Annotated in this window: 15 protein-coding genes; 3 read left to right on the forward strand and 12 right to left on the reverse strand. The window is 70.2% G+C overall.

What is annotated here, in order from left to right:
• Positions 1 to 133: 133 nt before the first annotated feature.
• From H0523_RS23705 to H0523_RS23715, 3 genes are all read right to left on the reverse strand, one after another.
• Positions 134 to 1,285 carry an NAD(P)/FAD-dependent oxidoreductase gene (locus tag H0523_RS23705; RefSeq protein ID WP_054430456.1) on the reverse strand — a complete coding sequence of 384 codons (1,152 nt, stop codon included), beginning with the start codon at positions 1,283 to 1,285 and terminating at the stop codon, positions 134 to 136.
• Between the two features lie 36 nt (positions 1,286 to 1,321).
• Positions 1,322 to 2,410, reverse strand: a complete 1,089-nt coding sequence (locus tag H0523_RS23710; protein ID WP_180180164.1) for an NAD(P)/FAD-dependent oxidoreductase — start codon at positions 2,408 to 2,410, stop codon at positions 1,322 to 1,324.
• Positions 2,411 to 2,552: 142 nt separating this feature from the next.
• Positions 2,553 to 3,677, reverse strand: a complete 1,125-nt coding sequence (locus H0523_RS23715; protein WP_054430458.1) for an agmatine deiminase family protein — start codon at positions 3,675 to 3,677, stop codon at positions 2,553 to 2,555.
• Between the two features lie 157 nt (positions 3,678 to 3,834).
• Between H0523_RS23715 and H0523_RS23720 the strand changes: the two genes are divergently transcribed.
• On the forward strand, positions 3,835 to 4,680 hold the full coding sequence (locus H0523_RS23720; RefSeq protein ID WP_241076094.1) for a LysR substrate-binding domain-containing protein: 846 nt from the start codon (positions 3,835 to 3,837) through the stop codon (positions 4,678 to 4,680).
• Between the two features lie 24 nt (positions 4,681 to 4,704).
• Here the strand turns inward: H0523_RS23720 and H0523_RS23725 are convergent, their stop codons facing one another.
• The 3 genes from H0523_RS23725 to H0523_RS23735 all read right to left on the reverse strand — a co-directional run bounded on the left by H0523_RS23725 (position 4,705) and on the right by H0523_RS23735 (position 8,722).
• A complete protein-coding gene (locus tag H0523_RS23725; RefSeq protein ID WP_369817056.1) occupies positions 4,705 to 7,083 on the reverse strand; it encodes a TonB-dependent receptor in 2,379 nt (792 codons plus the stop codon).
• Positions 7,084 to 7,245: 162 nt separating this feature from the next.
• Positions 7,246 to 8,232: a FecR family protein gene (locus H0523_RS23730; protein WP_054430460.1), complete on the reverse strand. Its 987-nt coding sequence runs from the start codon at positions 8,230 to 8,232 to the stop codon at positions 7,246 to 7,248.
• A complete protein-coding gene (locus tag H0523_RS23735) occupies positions 8,219 to 8,722 on the reverse strand; it encodes a sigma-70 family RNA polymerase sigma factor (protein WP_054430671.1) in 504 nt (167 codons plus the stop codon). The genes H0523_RS23730 and H0523_RS23735 overlap by 14 nt, the downstream gene beginning before the upstream one ends.
• An 80-nt stretch (positions 8,723 to 8,802) precedes the next feature.
• Here H0523_RS23735 and H0523_RS23740 point away from each other — a divergent pair, with 80 nt between their 5' ends.
• Together H0523_RS23740 and H0523_RS23745 are read left to right on the forward strand one after the other, a co-directional pair.
• Positions 8,803 to 9,810 (forward strand): FecR domain-containing protein, encoded by a 1,008-nt coding sequence (locus H0523_RS23740; protein ID WP_054430461.1) that lies wholly within the window; start codon positions 8,803 to 8,805, stop codon positions 9,808 to 9,810.
• Between the two features lie 117 nt (positions 9,811 to 9,927).
• Positions 9,928 to 12,342 (forward strand): TonB-dependent receptor, encoded by a 2,415-nt coding sequence (locus tag H0523_RS23745; RefSeq protein ID WP_231689835.1) that lies wholly within the window; start codon positions 9,928 to 9,930, stop codon positions 12,340 to 12,342.
• 42 nt (positions 12,343 to 12,384) lie between these two features.
• On the opposite strand, the gene H0523_RS23750 is transcribed toward H0523_RS23745, so the two are convergent.
• The 6 genes from H0523_RS23750 to metC form a co-directional block, all read right to left on the reverse strand.
• Positions 12,385 to 12,924 carry a sigma-70 family RNA polymerase sigma factor gene (locus H0523_RS23750; protein ID WP_054430462.1) on the reverse strand — a complete coding sequence of 180 codons (540 nt, stop codon included), beginning with the start codon at positions 12,922 to 12,924 and terminating at the stop codon, positions 12,385 to 12,387.
• A gap of 113 nt (positions 12,925 to 13,037) precedes the next feature.
• On the reverse strand, positions 13,038 to 13,793 hold the full coding sequence (locus H0523_RS23755) for an amino acid ABC transporter ATP-binding protein (RefSeq protein WP_054430463.1): 756 nt from the start codon (positions 13,791 to 13,793) through the stop codon (positions 13,038 to 13,040).
• Positions 13,790 to 14,887, reverse strand: coding sequence for an amino acid ABC transporter permease (locus H0523_RS23760; RefSeq protein ID WP_054430464.1), 1,098 nt, complete (start codon positions 14,885 to 14,887; stop codon positions 13,790 to 13,792). Before H0523_RS23760 ends, H0523_RS23755 begins: the two co-directional genes overlap by 4 nt.
• Positions 14,884 to 16,032, reverse strand: a complete 1,149-nt coding sequence (locus tag H0523_RS23765; protein ID WP_054430465.1) for an amino acid ABC transporter permease — start codon at positions 16,030 to 16,032, stop codon at positions 14,884 to 14,886. The genes H0523_RS23760 and H0523_RS23765 overlap by 4 nt, the downstream gene beginning before the upstream one ends.
• A gap of 19 nt (positions 16,033 to 16,051) precedes the next feature.
• On the reverse strand, positions 16,052 to 17,191 hold the full coding sequence (locus tag H0523_RS23770) for an amino acid ABC transporter substrate-binding protein (protein WP_082412389.1): 1,140 nt from the start codon (positions 17,189 to 17,191) through the stop codon (positions 16,052 to 16,054).
• A gap of 125 nt (positions 17,192 to 17,316) precedes the next feature.
• Entirely contained in the window at positions 17,317 to 18,465 is a 1,149-nt protein-coding gene (metC, locus tag H0523_RS23775; RefSeq protein WP_054430467.1) for a cystathionine beta-lyase, read from the reverse strand.
• Positions 18,466 to 18,551: the final 86 nt, after the last annotated feature.

Consider the following 18,551-nt stretch of genomic DNA (forward strand, 5'->3'; position numbering starts at 1 on the left):
CTGGCCAGCAGGCCGGCCAGCGCCAGCGCAATGGCGGCCACCGGCGACGGGCGGCGCGGCGCGGCGGTCGGAATGAAGGAGGTAGCGAACACGATGAACCTTGCAGGGAGAGTCGGAGGAAACCGCGAACCGCCTACAGGCGGAAGCGCGCGGCGCCGAACGGATCCAGGACCGCGGGCCGCTTGCCGCTGGCGAGCCAGGCGGCCACCGCTTCGGACACGGCGGGCGCGATGGCGAATCCGTGGCCGCTCCAGCCGGTGGCGTAGTACACGCCCTCCTGGCCCGCCACCTGGTCGATGATCGGGATCTGGTCGACCGAGCTGGAGTCCGCGCGGCTGGCGTCCAGCCGGGTCACGACGGTGTCGGTCGCGGTGATGGGAAAAGTCGCCGTCAACGCCGTCAGGCTGGCGCTGAGGGTCGACAGGTCGGTGTTGCCGATCTCGGTCGCATCGTCCCAGCGGCCCACGGCGCCGCCGGTCACGGTGATGTGGTCGGCGTCGGCGCGCTTGATGGAGAGGGTGCGGTTGCTGTGGTTGATCAGGTAGTCCAGCTTCAGTTCGCGCGACACGCGCAGTTGCGCCACCTGCGGGTTGAACGACCAGATCGGCAGCCGCAGCCCGAAGGCGTCCGCCAGCAGCTTCGGCACCTGCGTGTTGGCGGCCAGCACCACCGCGCGCCTGGCGGCGAATTCGCGCCCGTCCGCCAGCCGCACCGATGCGGGCCGCGCGCCTGCGGCGCGCACCTGGCGCACGTCGGCGCCCTCGATCAGCGTGGCGCCATGCGTCACGGCCGCCGAGGCGAAGGCGCGCGTGGCGACCGTATGGTCGGCGATGCCATCGTTGGGGCTATAGAGCGCGTAGATGACCTTGTCGGAGACGTTGGGCAGCTTCTCGCGCACGCCGGCGGCGTCCAGGATCTCGGTGCGGGCGCCGAAGGCGTTCTGCACCGCGGCGCGCGCTTCCAGGGTCACGCGGCCGTGCGTGCCGCCCACGCGCTCCAGTTCGCCCAGGCTCAGGCCGCCCAGCGGCTCGAAGCCGCTGTCGGCGCCGAGTTCGCGGGTCAGCGTGGGCCATATTTGCAGCGCCCGCACGGCCAGGGGCAGTTCGCGCAGGTCGCGGTTGTTGGCGCGCACCCCGCGGTGGCCGGGGCCGCCGGAGGCGCCGCTGGCGACGGCATGGCGCTCCAGCAGGGTGACGGAATGGCCGGCGCGCGCCAGCGTCCAGGCCAGCGAGGCGCCGAAAATGCCGGCGCCCACGATGACATAATCGCTCGAGACTTCACTCATGATGATCCAGGAACAGGTACGGAGAAATGGGACGCGTCAGGCCGCGAAGCGCGCCGGCCGGAAGTCGGCCAGCAGCGGCGACGGCGTGCCGTCGATGATCTCGGCGGCCAGCAGTTCGGAAAGAATGGGCGCGAGCGTGGCCGCGCTGTGGCTGAACGCCACCGACAGGCCGCCGATGTCGGCGACCTCGCCCGCCACCGCCCGCTGGTCGCCGGGGATGGGACGCAGGCCGATGCCGGCCTGGACCTCGGTGAAGGCGGGACGGCCTGCCAGCCAGCGCGCGGCCGCCGCGGTGACGGCGTCGATCACGTCCGGCGTGACCGACCAGCCGCGCTCGTCGTCGCCGGCGACGCGGGTGTCGGCCCAATCGGCATGCAGCGCCAGCAGGCCATCGGCGCGCGGCCGGATCGCGATGTCCGGCGCGCGCAGCACGGCTTTGGGGACCGCCACGCTGGCCCGCGCCGTCACCAGCAAGGCGGTATTGGTCTGCACCGGCAGCTCGATGCCCACCTGCCGCAGCAAGGCGGGCGTGCCCGCGCCGGCGGCCAGCACCGCGCTGTCGGCGTCCAGCGAGGTGCGGCCATCGACCTGCACGCCCGTGATCTTGCCGCCGGCCACGCGCAGCAGCGGCGGCTGCGTCAGGGTCACGAACTGGCCGTCGCGCGCGGCGATGCGCCGGCGCAGGACATGGAGGTATTCGGGCAGGTCGACCCAGCCTTCGCCCGGCGTGTGCACCAGCGCATGGCCGTCGAGCGCGGCCCTGTCCAGCGCGGGTTCGAGCCGCGCCGCCGCATCGGCATCGACCCAGGTATTGCCATAGCCCGACTGGCTCAGCGCCTCGGCGCGCGCCTGCAGCAGCTCCCGCTTGTCGGCGTCGCGCCAGGTCAGCGAACCGTCAAAGCGCAGCCATGGCGCACCGGGCCCGGCCAGGGTGCGGTAGCGGTCCAGCGACAGCAGCCGCAGGCGCCGGTAGCTCTCCGGCGCCGCGCCGAACGCGTTGAGCCACGAATACGACCGCAGCGACGCGGTCCGGTGATCCAGCGGCGGCGCGGCCACCACCACCCGCGCCCCACGCTCGGCCAGCTCGGCCGCGACACTCAACCCCAATACGCCGGCACCGAGCACGACGACTTTCCTTACCGCTGGCATCAAACACATCCTTCGACCACGACTTGATTGCCACCCATTCTGGGCAAGCATCCGTGGCGCGCCAACGATGGAATACGTATATCAATATCGGTTTTCCGCGCGCGGTGGCGAAGGCGTTTCAGACCGCCGGCAACTGATGCGTCACGCAGTGGATCCCGCCGCCGCCCGAGGCGATCGCGTCGATGTCCAGCTGCACCACGTCGCGGCCGGGATACAAGGCGCGCAGCAGGTCACGCGCCTTGCCATCGGCGCGGGCATCGCCGAACTCGGGCGCGATCACGGCGCCGTTGATGACGAAGTAGTTGATGTAGCCGGCGGCGAAATCGTCGTTGTCTTCCTGGTAGACGCTGGCCCGGGGACGGCGCGGCGGCGACAGCGTGTGCAGCCGCAGCCGGTTGCCGTCGGCGCCGGTGGCGGACCGCAGGATCTCCAGGTGCGCGCGGGTCACGTCGTAGTCGTGCGAGTCCGGATCCTCCTCCAGGTTGGCGACCACCACGCCGGGCCGCGCGAAGCGGGCGTAGAAGTCGACGTGGGCGTCGGTGATGTCCTTGCCCTTGATGCCCGGCAGCCAGATGATCTTGCGCAGCCCCAGGCAGAACTTGAGTTCCTCCTCGACCTCGGCGCGGCTCCAGCCCGGATTGCGGTTGTCGTTGACCCAGCAGCTTTCGGTCATGATGCCGGTGCCGCGGCCGTCCACCTCGATGCCGCCGCCCTCGCCCACCAGCTCGCTGCGCACGTGGCGCGCGCCCGTCTCCCTGGCCGCCCGCCCGGCCAGCAAGGCGTCGGCCGCGTGCCGCTGCTTGTCGCCCCAGCCGTTGAAGTTGAAGTCCATCGCGGTCAGGCCACCCTGTCCGTTCACCAGGAAGTTGGCGCCGATGTCGCGCATCCAGATGTCGTCGAGCTCGGCCGCCAGATAGGTGACGTTGGCGTCGCCGCAGTGGCGCCGGGCCAGCGCCGTCTCGGCCTCGCGGCAGAACACGGTGACGGGCTGGTAGCGCGCGATGGCGCGCGCGATGCGTCCCTGCGCGGCCTGCACATCGGGCGTGAAGTCCTTCCAGATCGCCGGCTGCGCGCCGAAGGCGATGAAGGCCCGGGCCTGCCGATCGGCTTCGTCGGGCATGCGCCGCTGTCCGCCGGCGCCCGCCCGCGCGGGGCCCGCGGCCAGCCCGAAGCCGGCGGCGGCAAGCGCCTGGCCCGCGGCGAGCGCGGAAAGCTGTTTGACGAAAAGGCGGCGGGTAAACATAAGCAAATCCAATCAGTGCGAAAACGAGGGGAAAATCGGGCCTGCGACCCATGAATGCATCGTAGAGCGCGCCGGACACCGCCAACAAGCGATATATTTAGCGGACATCTGATTAGATTTACTTATCAATATGCTTAAACAATGGCCCCCGTTGAATGTGTTGCGCGGCTTCGAGGCGGCGGCGCGGCTGGGCAGTTTCCACAAGGCCGCCGACGAGCTGCACCTGACCCAGTCGGCCATCAGCCAGCAGATCCGCAGCCTGGAAACCTATCTGGAGCAGCCGCTGTTCCTGCGCCAGGGGCGCAGCGTGACGCTGACCGACGCCGGCGCCGACCTGCTCGGCACCACCCAGGCGATGCTGCTGCAACTGGCGACGGGCATCCGCCGCCTGGACCAGTACCGCAAGCCGAACCAGCTGATCGTCAACACCAGCCCGGCGTTCGCGCGCCATTGGCTGGTGCCGCGCCTGCAGGCGTTCCATGAGCGCCATCCCGAGGTCGATCTGTGGCTCTACACCAGCGATGAGGCGCCGGACATGGCGACGCAGACCATCGACATCGCCTTGCGCGACGATATCGGCCCGCAGGCCGACTGCGATTTCCGCGTGCTGTGCGAGGACCGGCTGTACGCCGCCTGCCATCCGCGCCTGCTGGCGGCCGATCCGGCGCAGCGGGTGACCCTGCACGGCGAACGCGAGATGGACTGGAGCTATTGGCGCATGCAGGGCGGCGCCGACGTCGGCCAGCGCGACAGCGGCCTGAACTTCTCGGATCCGGGGCAGTTGCTGGACGCCGCCAGCCAGGGCCTGGGCATCGCCCTGGTGGCGGCGCTGCTGGCGCGGCGCGCGTGCGAGGACGGCCTGCTCGCGCCGATGACGCCGCAGACCGTGCGCGGCCCGACCTGGCGCTGGCTGGTGCACCGCGACAGCCGCAACGCGCTGGCCGCGGGCTTTTGCGCCTGGCTGTGCGAGAACCTGGGGGTGGACTGGCAGCCCTGGCGCTGAACGCCGCGCCCGGGCTCGTCCGGCCTACCAGCGATGCTGGTAGGTCAGGGTCAGCACCGTGCCCGGGGCCGGCAGGCGGCTGGTATTGGTGCTGGTGCGCATCAGCTGGCTGTAGAGCGGGTAATAGTCGCGGTTGAACAGGTTCTCGACGCCGACGATCAGCGTGTCCTTCGGCGTGACCTGGTAGCGGCTCATCAGGTCCACCGTGAAGTAGCTGCCCACGTCGCGGCGGCCGAAGCTTTCGACGCCGTCCAGCCGGTAGTCCTTGCCGCCGAAGTAGTTGGCCTGGATGCGGTTGTTCCAGCGCTCGTTCGGCCGGTACTGCAGGTACGCGGTGAGCTTGAGCGGCGGGATGCGGTAGCCGGTCATGTCGCGCCATTGGCCGTTGTCGGGCCGCTCGCGCCCCTTCATCCAGGTGAACGTGCCGCCCGTGCCCCACTTCTCGTCGTCGGTCAGGTAGTCCACCGTCGCCTCGATGCCGTGGATGCGCTCTTCGGTGCGCGTCAGGATCAGGCCGTTATTGAAGCTCTGCACATCGCCCAGCTTGGAGGTGGTGTAGAACAGCGCCAGCGACGCGGTCGTGTTGCCCACCCCGCCGCGCCAGCCCAGCTCGTAGTTGTTGGTCTTGACCGGCTGCAGGTCGGACGAGCCGATGTCGAAGCCCGGCCGCGCGTTGCGCATCTGCACGCCGATGTCCGGCAGCTGGAAGCCCTGGCTGAAGTTGGCGTACAGCTCCTGGCCGCGGACCGGCGCGTAGGTCAGGCCGGCATTGAACAGGAAGGCGTCGTAGCTGACCGAGCCGCCCTGCACCGAGGCCGGCGACGCCACCCGCGACTGCGACAGCGGCACGAAGTCGCCGAAGCGGGCCGTGGCGTACTCGTAGCGCGCCCCGCCCTGCACCGACCATTGCTCGTTGAAGCGGTGCTCCAGCTGGCCAAAGATGCCGGTGCTGCGCGAGGTCAGCTCGGGCATGTAGGTCAGGCGGCCGGTCTTGCGGAACACCCGGCCGCCGCTGGCGTCGTAGGCGGCGGCGTCGAACACGTCGATCGGCATGTCGCTGCGTTCCTGGTTGAAGTCCATGCCCCACAGCAGTTTCGACTGCTCGCCCAGCGGCGTGTCGATGGTGAGCCGGCTGCCGAACACCTTGCTGTTCTGCATCACCTGGTCGACGTTGCCGCCGCGCGTGACCACGGCGCGCGCGTCGAACGGCGTGAAGCGCGTGTAGTAGTCGCGGTAGTACATCTGCGCCGTGACTTTGCTGCCCAGCAGGTCCAGGTGCTGGTATTCCAGGTTCACCAGCGTGTTGCGGATCTGGTTCTGGTCCGCCAGGTCCAGGCCGCTCATCGGCAACGCGCGCGCCGTGCCGGGCGGCAGCCGGCCGACCGAGGGATCGGAGGTGTAGTTGGAGTGCTGGTCGGCGTTGTAGTAGCTGGCCGACAGCTGCAGGCGCTGCTTGTCGTCCAGCCGCAGGCCGAGCTTGCCGCCCAGGCTGTAGATGTTGGAATCGAACAGGTCGCCCTGGCTGGGCTCGGGCGCGATGCGGCGGCCGCGCGCGTCATAGGAGGCGCCGTTGTGGCGCGCGCCCAGGTCCAGCGCGTAGTCCAGCATGCCCTGGCTGCCGGCGAAATGCTGCTGCAGCTGGCCGCCCAGGCCGTCGCCGCCCAGCCGGCTCAGCGGGCTGACGGCGGTCACGGTGGTCTCTGCCACCGGTTCGCCGCCGGCCGGCCGCGTGGTGATGGAGACGATGCCGCCCGTGGCGCCGGCGCCATAGATCGAACTGCTGCCGCGCAGCACCTCGACGCGCTCGATGGTGGCCGGGTCGACGTTGGCGAGGTTGCGCGACGAGTCCCGGTTGGTGTTCAGCGGAATGCCGTCCACCAGCACCAGCACGCCGCGTCCGCGCAGCGTCTGGCCGTAGTCGGTCATGGTGCGGCTGGAATCGGCCATGCCCGGCACGGTCTTGGCCAGCACGGTGGCCAGGCTGTCCGAGCCGGTGCGCAGTTCCTGCAAGGCGTCGCGCTCCAGCACGATGGTCTGCTGCACCGGGCTCACCAGGTTGCTGGCCGTGCGCGAGGCGCTGACCTCGATCGGCGCCAGCACGGTGGCGGCGCCGGCCGCCTCGGGTTCGATGATGGTGGCCGAGCCTTCCTGCCGCAGCCGCAGCGGCTTGCCCTGCAGCAGCGCGGCCAGCGCCTGTTGCGGCGTCATGGATCCGGACAGCGCCGGCGCCTGCATGCCGGCCACGGTCTGGGGCGCATAGAAGATCTGCAGCCCATGCGTCTCGGCCAGCCGCTTGAGCGCCTGGTCGAGCGACTGCGCCGGCATGTCGATGACGACGGGCGCCGTCATCTGGGCGCTGGCCATCCCCGGGCCGAACGCCAGCAATGCCGCCATCGCGGCCATCGTCAGGCGCGCACCCACCGGCGCGCCTTGTCCCATTTCCTTGTGAACCACAGCTTCTGCTCCTGATCCGTTCTCGGTAGGCCCCATGCCCCACGGAATCAAGAAGAAGACGCAATACGGCGAAAAAACCTGAATGTCCGGGCCAACTATTTTGTAACAGCGTCAGCGCGCCGAGATTTCGCTGCGGCCGTCGGGCAGCTGGCGCACCCGCACCGGCAGAATGTGCGGCAAGGCTGTCAGGAAGGCGTCGGTGTCGCGGGTCTGGAACACGCTGGTCACGGTCAGATGCTCGACGCCCGGCCCCAGCACGATCGGCTGCTGGCGATAACGCGACACTTCCCGCGCCGCGCTGGCCAGGTCGGTATTGCTGAAGCGGATCTGGCCGCCGCGCCAGGCCAGCGTCGCGGCCACGTCGACGGGCTCGGCCCGGTCGGCCTGCCCCGCCGCGCCGATGCGCACGCCCTGCCCGGCCGTGACCGGCACGGCCGCCGCGTCGTGCGCGCCGGCCACCTTGACCGAACCCGACTCCACCAGCACCCGCATCTGTTCCGCGTCGCGGCGCACGTCGAAGCGCGTGCCGGTCACGGTCGCGGTGCCCAGGCCGGCGTCCACCACGAACGGGCGGCCGGCGTTCTTCTCGACCGAGAACAGCGCCTCGCCCGCCACCAGCAGCACGCGCCGCTCGGCGTCGTCGAAGCGCACGCGGATATGGCTGTTGCTATTCAATTCGGCGCGGGAACCATCGGGCAGCGCCACGCTGCGCAGTTCGCCAACCTGTGTCTGGTATTCGGTCCAGCCCGCGCCGCGCGGCCACAGCGCCCAGCCGCCGACGGCGAGGATCGCGGCGCCCAGGCTCAAGGCCAGCGCGGCTCGCCGTCCGGAATGGGACGCGCGGCCCGGCGCTTCGGCCAGGGCCCGCAGGCGCTCGGGCGCGACGGCGTCCGCGGCCTGCCAGATCGATTCCAGCAGGCGGTACTCATAGGCGTGGCGCGGATCGGCCGCCAGCCAGTCGGCGCGCGCCTGTTCCTGCGCGGCGTCCCACTCGCCGGAATGGGCGCGCGCGAACCACCGCGCCGCCTCGGCGCGGATGGCGTCGGCGCCGACCTCGCGGCCGGCCTGCCCGGGCGATGCGGCATCAGTTGGGCGCATAAGCCCCCAGCCGCTCGCGCAGATGCAACGCGGTGCGAATCATGTATTTCTCGACCATGTTCTTGCTCAATCCCATGCGTTCGGCGATCTCGGCCTGCGTCAGGCCTTCCAGCCGCTGCCAGACGAACACCTGGCGGCACTTGAGCGGCAGTTCCGCCAGCGCCGCTTCCAGCGCCTGGCCCAGCTGGCCGGTGCGCGCCTGGGCCATCGGGTCGCCCAGCGGGCTGGCGTGGTCGGCAATGGTATCAAGCGGCACCCATTCCTGCCCGCCGTCGCGGCGGAACTGGTCGACGGCCGCGTTGCGCGCGGCCTGGTGCAGATAGGCGCGCGGCTGCGCCACCTGCGCCGGGTCCGTTTCCAGGCACTTGACCAGCGCGTCGTGGGCCAGATCGCGCGCGGCGTCGCGGCAGCCTAGCTTCCGGGTCCAGACCGCGAGCAGTTCTTCGTAATAGGCCAGGAAGCCGGATGGGCGGGACGAACGCAATGACATGGCGCGCAATCGATAGAGTCAGGCATGATAATGGTTTCCATTTTCATAAACAAACCCGCATTCCATGCAAGGACGCCACCATGGCCGCTGACGACGCCTCCGCCGCCGCACCCGGACGGATTCCCCGCGCGCAGGGCGAGCCGATTCCCGAGTCGGTCGCCACCGCGGCCGCCACCTGGCTGACCCAGGCGATGGCCGGCGAGCTGGACGGCCCGCAACGCGAGCGCTGGCGGCAATGGCGCGCCGCGCATCCGGACCACGAGCGCGCCTGGCTGCACGTCGAGGCGGTGCTCGGCCGCTTCCAGGCCCTGGAACAGGCGCCGGCCGCGCGCGCGTTGGCCGGCCTGCGCAAGCCGTCGCGCCGCAAACTGGTGTTCGCGCCGTTGTGGCTGGCTGCCGGCGCCGGCGCGGCGGGCCTGGCGGCCAGCCGCACGCCGACCGGGCGCGCCTGGGTCGCCGACCTGCGCACCGCCACCGGTGAATTGCGCTGGGTCACGCTGGACGACGGCTCCCGGCTGCTGCTGGGCACCGGCACCGCCCTGGATATCGAGTTCGACGCATCGCAACGCGCCATCGCGTTGCGCGCCGGCGAGATTTTCGTGGCGACCGCGCATGGCGACCCGCGCCCTTTCAGCGTCCGGACGCCGCAGGGCTCGGTGCGGCCGCTGGGCACCCGCTTCAGCGTGCGGCTCGATCCGGACCGGACCATGGTCGGCGTCGAGGAAGGCGCGGTCGAACTGCGGCCCCTGCGCCAGCCCGACCTCGCGCTGCGCGTCGCGGCCGGCGAATCGGCCTACCTGACGCAATGGGCGCCGTCCCGCGCCGAGCCGCTGCCGGCGCAGGCCCTGGCCTGGACGCGCGGACAACTGATCGCCGACGACGAACGCCTGGGCGACTTCATCGCCAATCTGTCGCGCTTTCGGCCCGGCATCCTGCGCTGCGATCCGGCGGTGGCGGACCTGCGCTTTTCGGGCGTGTTCCCGATCGCCGATACCGACCACATCCTGGCCCTGCTGCCGAACTCGCTGCCGGTGGCCATCCGCCAGGTCACGCGCTACTGGGTCACGGTGGTTCCCAGGGCCGGCTGAGTTTCAAGATACACACTGTTTCATCTCGGCGCCCGTTTCGCGTGCCCGATCCGGCTGCCCGCTGCTCCTACCTGCTGACGTCAATTCATTCCTTCAGCACTTCATTCGAGAGATCACATGGCAGCGAACCCTCCGCGCGGGCTGACCCGCGCATTCATCGCCACGCTGATGCTGGGCGCCAGCGCCGCGGCGGCAGCCCAGGGCGCGGCGCCGGGCGCCACGGCTTCCCGGCCGGCACAGCAGGCGGCGGCGTCCTACGACATTCCGGCCGGCCCGCTGGCGCCGGCCCTGCGCAGCCTGGCCAGCACCGCCGGCATCGCGCTGACCTTCACGGCCGACCAGGTCCAGGGCAAGACCACCGCCGGCCTCAAGGGCGCCTACCGCCCGGCGCAGGCGTTCGAGGCATTGCTGGCCGGCACCGGCCTGCAGGCCGTGCAGCGCGCCAACCAGGGCTACGTGCTGACGCCCGCCGTCGACGCGCCCGTCACCGCGCTGGCGCCCGTGACCGTCACCGCCCGTTCGGTCTACGAGCTGCCCGAGGCCTACGCCGGCGGCCAGGTGGCGCGCGGCGGGCACCTCGGCCTGCTGGGCAACACCGACTACATGGACACGCCCTTCAGCATCGCCAGCTACACCGCCCAGACCATCCAGGACCAGCAGGCCGGCAGCATCGCCGACGTGCTGACCACCAGCGATTCGTCGGTGCGCGCCTCGATCGGCAGCGGCAACCGCTATGACGCGCTGACCATCCGCGGCTTTCGCGTCGACAACGACGAGATCGCGCTCAACGGCCTGTATGGCCTGGTGCCGGCCTATCGCATCAACCCCGACCCGGTGGAGCGCATCGAAGTGCTGCGCGGCGCCGGCGCCTTCCTCAACGGCATGCTGCCGTGGGGCAGCGTGGGCGGCAGCGTCAACATCGTGACCAAGCGCGCCGACGACGCGCCGCTGACGCGCTTCACCACGGAATACGCGTCCGACTCGCGCTGGGGCGGCCACCTGGACCTGGGGCGCCGCTTCGGCGACCAGAACCAGTACGGCCTGCGCGTGAACGGCGCGTTCCGCGGCGGCCAGCCGCGCATCGACGGCCAGTCGACGCAGAACGGTTCGGGCTCGCTGGGCCTGGACTATCGCGGCGACCGGCTGCGGCTGTCGGCCGACATCGTCTACCAGGACGACTGGATGCGCGCCGCCGCGCGCGGCTACACGGTCGCTCCGGGCGTCAAGGTGCCGGGCGCGCCCGATCCCAAGATCAACCTGGCGCAGCGCTTCGACACGTCCAGCGCGCAGAGCCTGACCGGGCTGGTGCGCGCCGAGTACGACCTGAGCGACCGGGTCTCGCTGTTCGGCGCGTTCGGGGCCAACCGCTTCGACTACAACAAGCGCGAGGCGCCGGGCGCCACCATCGTCGGCGACAACGGCGACGCGCTGTCCACCTCGACCCACCAGAAAGGCAAGACCGAGGCCACTTCGGGCGAGATCGGCATCCGCGGTCGCATCGAGACCGGCCCCGTCACGCACCAGCTGGTGCTGAGCGGCAACCGGCTGGAATCGCGCACCTGGCAGGGCCAGACGCGCTACGCGGACTACGCCACCAACATCTATCACCCCGCGCGCCTGGCCGATCCGGGCGCGCCGATCGCCTACTCGCCGGAAACCAGGACCAGCCTGAGCATCCTGCAAAGCGTGGCCGTGGCCGATACCCTGTCGGTCAAGGACGGCCTGGTGCAACTGACCCTGGGCGCGCGCCGCCAGAACGTCAACACGCGTTCGTACTCGCCGGCCGGCGACGCCACCAACCGCTACGACCAGAGCGCCACGACGCCCTCGGCCGCGCTGGTGGTGCGGCCGACGGAACAGGTCTCGCTGTACGCCAGCTACATCGAGGCGCTGACGGCCGGCGCCTCGCCGCCGGCCAACGCCGCCAACGCCGACCAGGTGTTCGCGCCCTACAAGTCCAAGCAGTACGAGATCGGCAGCAAGCTCGACTTCGGCGCCTTCGGGGCGTCGCTGGCGCTGTTCCAGATCCGCGTGCCGGGCGGCATCGTCGATCCGGTGTCCAAGGTCTACAGCCTGAATGGCGAGCAGCGCAACCAGGGCGTCGAGCTGAACGGCTTTGGCGAACTGGCGCGCGGCGTGCGCCTGCTGGGCGGCGTCACCTGGCTGGATGCGAAACAGCGCAAGACCCAGGGCGGCTTGAATGACGGCCGCCACGCCGTCGGCGCGCCCGAGCTGCAGGCCAACCTGACGCTGGAATGGGATACGCCGTTCGCGCCGGGGCTGACCCTGATGGGCCGGGCCATCCACACCAGCCAGGCCTATCTCAGCGCCGACAACAGCCAGCGCGTGCCGGCTTGGACGCGCTACGACTTCGGCGGCCGCTACAAGACCCGCGTGGCGGGCAAGGACGTGACGCTGCGCGCGACCGTGACCAACCTGCTCGACAAGCACTATTGGGAGGCCAATCCGACCGGCTACCTGATCAGCGGCATGCCGCGCACGCTGTGGCTGTCGGTGGCGACGGAGTTTTGACGACGACGCTCCGGGCCGCCCGCCGGCGGTCCGGCCCGGCCCTCACGCCGCCAGCGCGAACAGGCAGTGGGCGTTGGCGCGGATCAGGTATTTCTTGACGGTGCTGGGCGAGATGCGCAGGCGCTCGGCGATCTGCGCGTAGGTCAGTTCCTCGATGTGCGCCATGATGAAAGCGCTGCGCGCCGCTTGCGGCAGGCCTTCCAGCGCCTGGTCGAGCTGCTGCAGCGTTTCCACCGCCAGCGCCACGCTTTCCGGCGACGGCGCGGTCGGGACCGGCAGGCAGGCCAGCGCTTCGAGGTAGGCGGCTTCCAGCGCCGCCTTGTGGCGCCGGCGCGCGATCAGGCGGCGGGCGATGGTGGCCAGGAACGGCCGGGCTTCGCGGATGGCGTCGCGCCGGCCCTCGCCCAGCAGGCACAGGAAGGTGTCGTGCGACAGGTCGGCGGCGTCGCTGCTGTTGCCGACGCGGCGCCGCAGCCAGCCCAGCAGCCAGGGATGGTGGTCGACATAGAAGCGTTGCAGCTGCGTGCGGGCAACGGCGTCGACGGCGATCGGGGCGGAGTAATCCAGGTCCTGAGTGGCCATGGCGGGTACGCCGCCTCGCGGGCCGCGTGATTTTCAATTACGAACGAGTTTCATTATAAATTGAAACCTCGCTAAATCGCCGCCCCGCCCCGATCTTTCGCGCCGCCCTGCCCTCAATGCAGGATGCGCTCCAGGAACGCCCGGGTGCGTTCATGCCTGGGGTTGTCGAAGAACGCGCCGGGCTCGCCCATCTCGATGATGCGTCCGCCGTCCATGAACACCACCCGGTCGGCGACGTTGCGGGCAAAGCCCATCTCGTGCGTCACGCACAGCATCGTCATGCCGTCCTCGGCCAGCGAGGTCATGGTGTCCAGCACTTCCTTGACCATCTCCGGATCCAGCGCCGAGGTCGGCTCGTCGAACAGCATGATGCGCGGCTGCATGCAGAGCGAACGGGCAATGGCCACGCGCTGCTGCTGGCCGCCCGACAACTGGCCGGGATACTTGCCGGCCTGGTCGGGAATGCGCACCCGCTCCAGGTAGCGCATGGCCAGCTCCACCGCCTGCGCGCGCGGCATGCGCCGCACCTGGGTCGGCGCCAGGATGCAGTTCTCCAGCACCGTCAGGTGCGGGAACAGGTTGAAGTGCTGGAACACCATGCCGGCGTCGGTGCGCACGCCGTCCACGGCGCGCAGGTCGTCGCTCAGTTCGACGCCGTTGACCACGATGGAGCCCTGCTGGTGGCGTTCGAGCCGGTTGATGCAGCGGATCATGGTGGATTTGCCCGAGCCGGACGGCCCGCAGATCACCAGGCGCTCGCCTGCGCGGACCTGCAGGTTGATGTCCTGCAGCACATGGAAGTCGCCGTACCACTTGTGCATGCCGGCGATGGCGATGGCGGGCGGCGTGGCGGCGGAAGGCGTGGTCATCGGAGTTCCCCTTTTTTGTAGCGGTGCTCCAGCCACATCGAATAGCGCGACAGGCCGAAGCAGATGCAGAAATAGATCGATGCGATGAAGAGATAGGTCTCGACGTAGGGCGTGGGCCAGGCCGGATCGGTCAGCGCCGCGCGCCCCGAGCTGAGCAGGTCGAACAGGCCCACGATCAGCACCAGGCTGGTGTTCTTGATCATCACGATGGCGGTGTTGGTGAGCGGCGCGATCACCTTGCGCAGCGCTTGCGGCAGCACCACCAGCCGCGTCATCTGCCACCACGACAGGCCCAGCGCGCGCGAGGCCTCGGCCTGCCCGGGCGGGATCGCCTGCAGGCCGCCGCGGATCACCTCGGCCAGGTAGGCGGCCGAGAACACCGTCAGCGCGATGCCGGCGCGCAGCAGGCTGTCGATGGTCATGCCGGCCGGCAGCATGATGGGCAGCACGATCGAGGCCATGAACAGCAGGCTGACCAGCGGCAGGCCGCGGATCAGCTCGATCACGCCGATGCTGATGAAGCGCGCCGTCGGCAAGCTGCCGCGGCGCCCCAGCGCCAGCAGCACGCCCAGCGGCAGGCCGGCGCCCAGCGCGCACACCGCCAGCAGCAGCGTGATGGGCAGGCCGCCCCATGACGAGGTGGGCACCCGCGCCAGGCCGAACACGCCGCCCTGCATCAACAGCAGGCCGGCCGCCAGGCCGACGATCCACAGCGCCGCCGTGCGCGCGCGCCATTGGCGCGGGCTGAGCGAAAACACCGTCATCGCCAGGATGAACAGGCAGACCACGGTGGGCCGCCATTGCTCGCCCGGGGGATAGATGCCGAACAGGATCTGGCGCATCTTTTCGCCCAGGAAGGCCCAGCAGGCGCCGCTGGCCTGGCGGCAGACGTCGCCCGTGGCGCCCGGCCAGACGGCGTCCAGCACCGCCCAGTTCAGCAGCTTGCCGGCCGCGGCCAGGACCAGCGCCAGCGTGGCCACGCTGGCGACCGCGCTGACGGCGCTGCCGAACAGGCGGTGCCAGACGCTGTCGCGGCGCTCGCGCGGCGGCCGCAGGGCCTGCGGCGGCAGGGAGGAAGGATGGGACAGGCTCATGCGCGTTGCGTCCTCAGGATGCGGCGGTTGTACAGATTCATGAACAGCGACACGCTCAGGCTGATGCTCAGGTACACCGCCATCAGCACCGCCACGCCCTCGATGGCCTGGCCGGTCTGGTTGATGGTGGTGGTGATGACGAAGGACAGGTCCGGGTAGCCCACCGCGAGCGCCAGCGTGGTGTTCTTGATGATGGACAGGTACTGGCTGGTCATCGGCGGGATGATCACGCGCAGCGCCTGCGGCACCACGATCCAGCGCAGCGCGGCGCCGGGTTTCAGGCCCAGCGAATGGGCCGCTTCCCACTGGCCGGCGGGCACCGCGTCGATGCCGCCGCGGATGATCTCGCCGGAGAACGCCGCCGAATAGATCGTCAGCCCCACCAGCAAGGCAGTGAACTCCGGCGTGAAGGCGCTGCCGCCGGCGAAATTCAGGCCGCGCAGCGCCGGCACGTCGGCGTGCAGCGAGGCGCCGCCCCACCCCGCCGCGGCCGCCACCAGCGCCACCGCCGCGAGCAGGCCCAGGCCGCGCCATGGCATGCGCGGAGCGACGGCGCGGCGCGCCAGGCGCCACGCGCCCCACAGCAGCAGCGCCGCCCCGCCCAGCGCCCACCACAGCGGCTGCGTATCGCCCTGCAGCGACAGGCTGGGAAAGAACAGTCCGCGCACCGACAGGAACACGCCGGGCAGCGGCTGCAACGCCTGCCGCGCTGGCGGCAGATTGATCGTCACCAGGCTGTACCAGAACAGCAGTTGCACCACCAGCGGCGTGTTGCGCACGGCTTCCAGGTAGACCGTGGCCACCCCCGTCACCAGCGGATGGCGGCTGCGGCGCGCCAGCGCCAGGCCGAAGCCCAGCAGCGTCGAGGCCGCGATCATCAGCGCCGAGATGTACAGCGTGTTGACCAGCCCCACCAGGAAGGCGCGGCCGTAGCTGTCGGTGGGCTGGTAGGCCAGCAGGCTTTCGGCGATGGGAAAACGGGCCGCCTCGCCGAGGTAGTCGAAGCCCATGGCGATGCCGCGCTGGGTCAGGTTGGCGTGGGCGTTCCAGGCCAGCCAGCCCACCGTGCCGACGAAGGCGCAGGCGATCAGCAGCTGCGCCAGGACGGCCCGGGCCCGGCCGTCGAACCAGAGTCGCTTGAACATAATGAGACTCGCGCGCCGGTCAGTTGAAGACGTACGGGTACATCAGGCCGCCGTCGCGATACAGCCGGTTCATGCCGCGCTCGAGCTTCATCGGGCTGTTCTTGCCGACGTTGCGCTCGAAGATCTCGCCGTAGTTGCCCAGCTGCTTGACGATGTTGTAGGCCCAGCGCTCATCCAGCCCCAGCGTCTTGCCGTTGCCCGGCTCGGTGCCCAGGAAGCGGGCGATGCGCGGATCGTCGGACTTGAGCATGTCGTCGACGTTGGCCTGGGTGATGCCCATGTCCTCGGCGGCGATCGGCACCTGGATGACCCATTTGACGATGTCGAACCAGCGGTCGTCGCCATGGCGCACCGACGGCGTCAGCGCCTCGCTGTGGCCGCTGGCCGGGAAGATCACGTAGTCGTCGGGGTTCTGCGCCTGGGTCGCGCGCACCGCCGCCAGCGCCGAGGCGTCGGTGATCAGGCCGTCGCAGCGGCCCGAGAAGAACGCCTGGCGCGAAGCCGCGACGTTGTCGAACAGCACGGTTTTCAGGCCCAGCTTGAACTTGCGCGACAGGTCGGCCACCGTGACCTCGTTGGTGGAGCCGGTCTGCACGCAGATGGTGGCGCCGTTCATGTCCTTGGTCTGCGTGATGCCCAGGTCCTTGCGCACCATGAAGGCGTCGTACTCGTAGTAGTTCGGATAGGTGAAGTTGATGCCGTTGGCGTCGCGCCGCAGGGTCCACGAGGTGGTGCGCGGCAATACGTCGATCTGGCCGGTCTGCAGGGCCGTCAGGCGCTGCTGGCCGGTCAGCGGCACGAAGCGCGTCTTGCTGGCGTCGCCCAGCACCGCGATGGCGATGGCGCGGCAGGTGTCGACGTCCAGGCCCTTCCAGTTGCCGTCCTTGTCGGGCGCCGAGAAGCCGGTGGTGCCATGGCCGGAGCCGCAGATGACATAGCCGCGGGCGCGGATCTGGTCCACCGTGGGGCTGTTGGTCTGGGTGACGGCCGCCGCCACCGGCGAGGCGCCGGCGGCGGGCGTTTGTGTCGCGGTTTGTGTCGCGGTTTGTGCCTCGGGTTGCGCCGCGGACTGGGCGGCGGCCTGGGCCGGCACGGCGGCCGGGACGCAGGCCGCGATGGCCAGGGCGAGACAACGGTAAGTCTGCTTGAAGCTGAACATGGCAATTCCCCTTGCTATGTGGTGAGCGCCTCGGGGCGCTTCGTGCCGGTCGGCCATGCGCGGCCGGCCGGTGTGTTGAACGGGATTCGGCGCAAAGCGCCGTCCGGGTGGGCCGGGCGCCGGGCTCAGCGCTGCGCCTGATACGCCGCCAGCGCGGTGCGCAAATCATCCTTGAGCGTGTCCACGTCCTCCAGGCCGATCGACAGCCGCACGATGGGCCGGTCGGTGGCCGGAAAGGCGCGGCCGGCCTGCAGCCCCGCCGGGTAATAGGCCGCCAGGCTGTGCACCCCGCCCCAGCTGGCGCCGATGGCGAAATGGCGCAACGAATCGAAGAAACCGTTGAAGGCCGCCTCGGGCGCCGGCGCCAGCACCATCGAGAACAGGCAGCCGTTGGTGCGGAAGTCGCGCCGCCACAGGGCGTGGCCCGGGTCCGACGGCAGCGGCGGGTACAGCAGGCGCTCGACCTGCGGCTGGCTTTGCAGCCACTCGGCCACGCGCAGCGTCGCGTCGCTCTGCGCGCGCAGCCGCAGCGCCAGCGTCTCCAGGCCGCGCAGCACCAGGAAGCAATCGTCCGGGCTGACCTGCTGGCCCAGGATGCTCTGGGTCTCGCGCAGCACGGCGTAGTGGCCGGCGTCGTTCATGCTGATGCTGCCCATCAGCACGTCGGAATGGCCGCCGAAGAACTTGGTGGCGGCCTCGACGCTGAAATCGACGCCGTGCGCCAGCGGCTGGAAGCCCAGCGGGCTGGCCCAGGTGTTGTCCATCATGGTCAGCACGCCGTGGCGCCGAGCGGCGGCGGCGATGGCGGGCACGTCGGCCATTTCCATGGTGACGGTGCCGGGCGCCTCGATGCAGATCATGCGGGTGGCCGGGCGGATCAGCGCCTCAATGCCGGCGCCGATGGACGGGTCGTACAGCTCCACGTCCACGCCCATGTGCGCCAGCCATTTCTCGCCGAAAGTCTTGAGCGCGCCATAGCAGGCCGCCGACAGCAGCAGGTGGTCGCCGCCGCGCACGAAGCCCATCACCACCGTCATCAGCGCCGCCGCCCCGGACGGCGTGATGACGCAGTGGCGGCCGCCTTCCAGCGCGGCGATGCGGTCTTCCAGCAGACGCGCGGTGGGCGTGCCGGTGACGCCGTAGCTGAAACCGTCGGGCTGGCGGTGCTTGCGGTTGACGAAGGCGTCCAGCGAGTCGAACACCACGGTGGAGGCGCGCTGCACCGAGGGCGAGAGACTGGCGAAATCTCTATTAGTCTGATTGATAGCTTTCATCTAATCTATTTGCTGAGCTTAGGAGTGATCGGGAACAGCGCCAGTGTCTGCCTTTCTCCCCATTGCCTCAACAATCGAAAAAACTT

This window comes from Achromobacter insuavis (assembly GCF_902859645.1).
GTDB lineage: Bacteria > Pseudomonadota > Gammaproteobacteria > Burkholderiales > Burkholderiaceae_B > Achromobacter > Achromobacter insuavis.